Source organism: Sporomusa sp., assembly GCF_035561255.1.
Taxonomy (GTDB): domain Bacteria; phylum Bacillota; class Negativicutes; order Sporomusales; family Sporomusaceae; genus Sporomusa.
The window spans coordinates 1-4,811 of record NZ_DATMXX010000345.1 but is presented as its reverse complement, the minus strand read 5'-3'; the positions used below and the strand labels follow the sequence as shown (position 1 = coordinate 4,811).

Genomic DNA, 4,811 nt, shown 5'->3' with positions numbered 1-4,811 from the left:
GTATATAATTTCTTGTAACATTATTCATGCTAACAAGTTCCGTCGAAAAATTTGAATAGAATTGTGCCGTAGATATTTGGCCCCAAGCATACCTATTGATAATCTGCGCCAATCGACTTATGCTTGAGGGATCAATATAATCCCCTGGATCAGGACCAGATCTCGGAAGATCATCTGCCAGAGATCTTACCTGACCTAAAGGAATCCCATAGTTACCCGTCAGGTCGGCACTGATGACCAGATGTAGAGTATTATAACCGCTGGCGGTAGCCCGATCCAGATTAATCGCCTGCCCTATCCCCACGCCATTAAGAGTCACAGATCTACCACCAGTTAAATAGGTAAGAAATTCACTTATTCCTCCCCCTAAAGAGTGGCCTGTAAAACTTACTTTATATGTATTAACAAAGCGAGATAAATTACTGCGATCGACAATTTGACCACTTACTCTGGACAATGTATCCGTAACAAAAGACAGTGAGTCAACAAACTGGTTGTTTGTTCCACTCGGACCGCCAATTAATGCCAATTGAACATCTTGTTTAATATCTCCCATACCATACTGCAATACATAAGGTTCTGTTCCTCTGCTTGCAAATACGATATCACCCGTTTGAGAGTTTAGAAACGCAGCTCCGCAATAACCAGACGAACCGTTTTTGTTTACATAATTAATAAGTTTCCAATCACCCATTGGCTCAATATAGTTTTGCCACGATGCTACTTGGTTTGTTTGAGAATAGTCAATCTGGTTTATTGGTACAGTCTGACCTAGAGCCAGAACATTAGCGTATGCATCAAAATTAACGTATGCTAACTTGGACAAAACCAAATAGTCTTTTTCTGTTACCGCCATATTATTTCCTCCTCCTTTTGATTTTTTAGAAAAACTCCATTTCCTAAAATACCCTTCTATACTATATCCGTACAGTTTTTCCGAGAAAAGTATAGCTTTTAAAACCTTTTTTTCGCCAGTAAAATCAAGAGAGGGGGCAGCAAGTTATAAAAAAACAAGCACTCCTAGTTGATCTCCTCGAAATAGCAGGTTCAAATGCATCAGGAACGTTTATCGAAACAGCCTAATGCAGCGATAAGATTCGAATGTTTCCCAAGTTACCCCTGTAAAGATTGTGGGGTAGTCCACTAACTAAAACCAAGTTATCAAATCATACGGTTTGATAGAGCACCTTAAGGTAACCTGGCTGAGACCAGCAGGGCAGCAGGCGAATGTGCGCGAACCCCTGGGGGATTGGCTACGTTCTGACGTAAGGTAGAGAAACATGAAAAGTGTATCAAATAAAAGAAGGGATACTGTTTCAAGTGAAACGGTATCCTTTTTTTATTTGACTATATCAACAGATAAAAGCAATGTAAGTTCAGAATTTATACATAGTTGAAAGGTTTTAAAAAAACGGTATTTTTCAAAAATCATATTGGCATGTATCTTGCGACAGATAGCAACGAGCAAATTAGTTTACGTAAGGAGGTAAAATTTTGAGAGGATTTCAACGACAGGAGTTAACCACCGTTATTGAAATTGACCGCAAGGCTTGTAAGGGCTGTGATTCCTGTAAGTCATTTTGTCCTGCAGATGCTATCGAAGGCAAATATGGGGCTGTGCATAAGGTTGACAGTGAAAGATGTGTCGCCTGTGGTCAATGCCTGATTAACTGTCCATTCGGAGCTCCTAAAGATACGGTTGACGTAGTGGATCAGGTTATTGAAAAACTTAAGGACAAGCAAGCCACCGTTGTGGCAACCATTGCTCCGGCCGTTCGTGTTGCGATTGGTGAAGAATTCGGTATGGAACCAGGCAGTCTGGTAACGGAAAAACTGTATGGAGCTATGAAACAGGCCGGTTTTAAAGTGCTTGATACTAACTTTGCGGCTGACCAGACCATTATGGAAGAGGGTATGGAGCTTATTGGCAAGATCCGCCACTATGCATTAGGAGAGCCGGCAGCGCAGCATATAGGACCTTTACCGCAATTTACATCCTGCTGTCCGGCGTGGGTTCGGTATGCAGAACTGTATTATCCGGAACTTTTACCAAACATGTCTTCGGCCAAATCGCCGATGATGATGGCCGGGGCGCTGGGGAAAACCTATGGTGCGAAAGAAGTATGGCAGGTTAATCCCGCTGATGTATTCATGGTCGGTGTTATGCCTTGTACGGCAAAAAAATTTGAGGCTTCCCGGCCGGAATTTACCAGCGCCGCGCAGTACTGGCAAACACAGGGCCAGACAGGAACCTATCCGGATATCGACGTAATTCTCACTACCCGGGACCTGGCCCGTCTGTTTAAAAAGCTAAATATTGACTTTAAAACAGTCCCCGAGTTTACCGACCAGGATAATCCATTGGCTCAATACTCTGGCGCAGGTACTATTTTCGCCAATACCGGTGGTGTAATGGAAGCTGCTTTACGAACCGCGTATTTCGTAATAACCGGCACAGAATTAGATGTGCTTCAGTTTAAGCCTGTTCGCGGACTCCAAGGTGTAAAGGAAGCCAGTGTTACCATGAAAGATGCTAAAACAGGTAAAGAAATTACCTTGAAAGTAGCAGTAGCCCATGGTATTAAAGCAAATGTGAAACCGCTTTTAGATGAGGTAAGGGACGGCAAATCACCCTATCACTTTATTGAAGTAATGAATTGTCCGGGGGGCTGTGTCAACGGTGGCGGTCAGCCAATTAATCCAATGGGTACTTCCTGGCTGGATAAAGCTAAGGCTGTACTGCCCTGGTCATAAGGAGGGAATATGAATGGCGCATTATGATTATATAGAAAAGGCCGTGAAAGTCTCACGGCGTGAATTTATCGGCTTAGCCGGTGTAGCAGCTGCCGTGCTATGGACTGGTGCTTATGTGGCCACAGATTTGGTACAGGACCGCACCAAATACATCAAGCTGCGGGCGCAAGGTATTTATAAGGATGATGAAAAGGCAAAAGTCCGCCAAAGTCATAACAATCAGGCCTTAACAGATGTGTACAAAAAGTTTGCCCAGAACCCGCTCAGCCATTTGGCCGAAGAACTATTTCACACAAAGTACATAGATAGAACTAAGTTGGTGTAGGAGGGATATTGATGAGTCATCACGGTAAACAAGGCCCAAGAGTATTAAAGCACCCGCTGGTTTCCCGGCTGTTTCACTGGGGTTTAATTTTGGGCTTTCTGCCAGCAGCGATTACCGGTTTTCTTATTTGGCTGAAACCGTTAAGTGACGATCTACAGAACATGGTGATGCAAATACATATAATTGGCGCCAGCATTTTCACCATAGCCTGCATTTTTTATATCCTCTTTGGCTTAGATCGGATTGTTGCTTTTATCCGCCGGATATTTAGCTTTGATGAACGCGATATTGCTTGGATGAAAGTTTGCGGCGGTTATCCGCAGAAGATGCTATTTGGCAAAACCATTCCGGTGCCGCCAATGGGGAAAATGAATTCCGGCCAAAAGCAAATGGGGATTATGATGCTGTTTGGCGGGATACTGCTGATTGTAACCGGTTGGGCATTATATGCATTCCTGCCGGTAGCTCCTAAAGTAGTGATGTATTGGTTTGATATGGTGCATTTAGTTGTTGGGATTGTCCTGGGAGTGAGCGTATTTGCCCATATTTTTCTAGGAATCTATAATTGGGGCGAGTTTTTATGCATGTTTGGTGACGGCACCCAGACACTCGACGAAGCCAAACACCATAATCCGGTATGGGTAGAAAATGAAATTATGCCGGTAAAAACAAAAGAGTCTGTAACTGCTGCAGATCAGTATCAAGTGCGCCGATAAAAAACGGGCATTTTGCATCATCGAACTTTTTTCGCCTGCGTAAATTCATCGACTACCTTTGGCAGATACTTGCCTTTAAGGTACCCTAGACAAAAGGTCTGGTACAGGTTAAAATTCTTGATCCTAAAATAGGCGACCCTGTCCTTTTTCGGAGCATTATAAGAAATAACATCCAGCATAAAGGTAACGCCATACCCTTCAGCCACCAGGGCATGGGCTGTATCCAAATTGGAGGTTTCCAAACCGATATTTGGTGTAAAGCCGGCTTCTCTACAGGCCTCAAGCGCGGTCTCTCTGATCATGCGACCTGGCTGGAGAATAATGAATTCTTCAAGGGCAAGCTCTTTTAGATCAAGCTCGGGATATGGCTGGTCCTGGCAGGGATGGCGTTGGCTTAGCGGGTGATTTATGGGCAGGGCCAGCAGGATATCCATGTTAAAGATAGGCCGGTATTCAAGCTGGGGATTGTTATTTGGCAAGGTAATGGCAAAGTCAACCGTATTTTTAATAAGCAGGGTCTCCAGCTCTGCAAGACTGGCTGTTTTAATCGTGAGTTGAATGCCCGGGTATTTTTTGCGGAATTTTGGTAGAACCATAGGCAGATAATAGCGTTCGGCCAGATGGGTGACACCAATAACAAGGGCACCACGTTTGTATTCGGCTATATCCTGGATTTGCTGATAGAGTTCTTTGTTGAGGGTTAGTATCTTGTGAGCTGTCTCTACAAATACCTTGCCGGCGTAGGTAGGCTTTAACGGTATGGTAGAGCGGTCAAACAAGGAGGTTCCCAGCTTGTTTTCGATCTTATTCAGGGCATGGCTGAGAGTGGACTGAGAAACAAATAACTGATTGGCGGCATTGGATATGCTCTGTTCTTCTGCTATTTTTATAACATACTGGAGTTCTTTAATGTTCATGTGTTTCACCTCAATAAGCATTAACATATGAATAAAAATCATAATATTTATGTTATTATATCATTTGACAGCATAATGGGAAAGGGATATACTTTACTC

Annotated in this window: 5 protein-coding genes; 3 read left to right on the top strand and 2 right to left on the bottom strand. The window is 43.4% G+C overall.

Going from position 1 to position 4,811, the window contains the following annotated elements:
- The coding region (locus VN379_RS19540) for a hypothetical protein (protein WP_325536930.1) at positions 1–856 on the bottom strand (856 nt) is incomplete at its 3' end.
- A 638-nt stretch (positions 857–1,494) separates the two neighbouring features.
- Here VN379_RS19540 and VN379_RS19535 point away from each other — a divergent pair.
- The 3 genes from VN379_RS19535 to VN379_RS19525 are packed head-to-tail and all read left to right on the top strand — an operon-like array spanning position 1,495 to position 3,795.
- The gene (locus VN379_RS19535; protein WP_325536928.1) at positions 1,495–2,754 is read left to right on the top strand and encodes a [FeFe] hydrogenase, group A; all 1,260 of its coding nucleotides are present in this window, start codon (positions 1,495–1,497) and stop codon (positions 2,752–2,754) included.
- 13 nt (positions 2,755–2,767) lie between these two features.
- A complete protein-coding gene (locus VN379_RS19530; RefSeq protein ID WP_325536926.1) occupies positions 2,768–3,079 on the top strand; it encodes an iron hydrogenase small subunit in 312 nt (103 codons plus the stop codon).
- Positions 3,080–3,090: 11 nt separating this feature from the next.
- Positions 3,091–3,795: a cytochrome b/b6 domain-containing protein gene (locus VN379_RS19525; RefSeq protein WP_325536924.1), complete on the top strand. Its 705-nt coding sequence runs from the start codon at positions 3,091–3,093 to the stop codon at positions 3,793–3,795.
- Positions 3,796–3,812: 17 nt separating this feature from the next.
- Here the strand turns inward: VN379_RS19525 and VN379_RS19520 are convergent, their stop codons facing one another.
- Positions 3,813–4,712 (bottom strand): LysR family transcriptional regulator, encoded by a 900-nt coding sequence (locus VN379_RS19520; protein ID WP_325536922.1) that lies wholly within the window; start codon positions 4,710–4,712, stop codon positions 3,813–3,815.
- Positions 4,713–4,811 lie beyond the last annotated feature (99 nt).

What these genes read in the sequence shown, in the direction of transcription:
- VN379_RS19520 (WP_325536922.1), bottom strand. Translation starts at nt 4,712, where the DNA reads ATGAACATTAAAGAACTCCAGTATGTTATAAAAATAGCAGAAGAACAG.
- VN379_RS19525 (WP_325536924.1), top strand. Translation starts at nt 3,091, where the DNA reads ATGAGTCATCACGGTAAACAAGGCCCAAGAGTATTAAAGCACCCGCTG.
- VN379_RS19530 (WP_325536926.1), top strand. Translation starts at nt 2,768, where the DNA reads ATGGCGCATTATGATTATATAGAAAAGGCCGTGAAAGTCTCACGGCGT.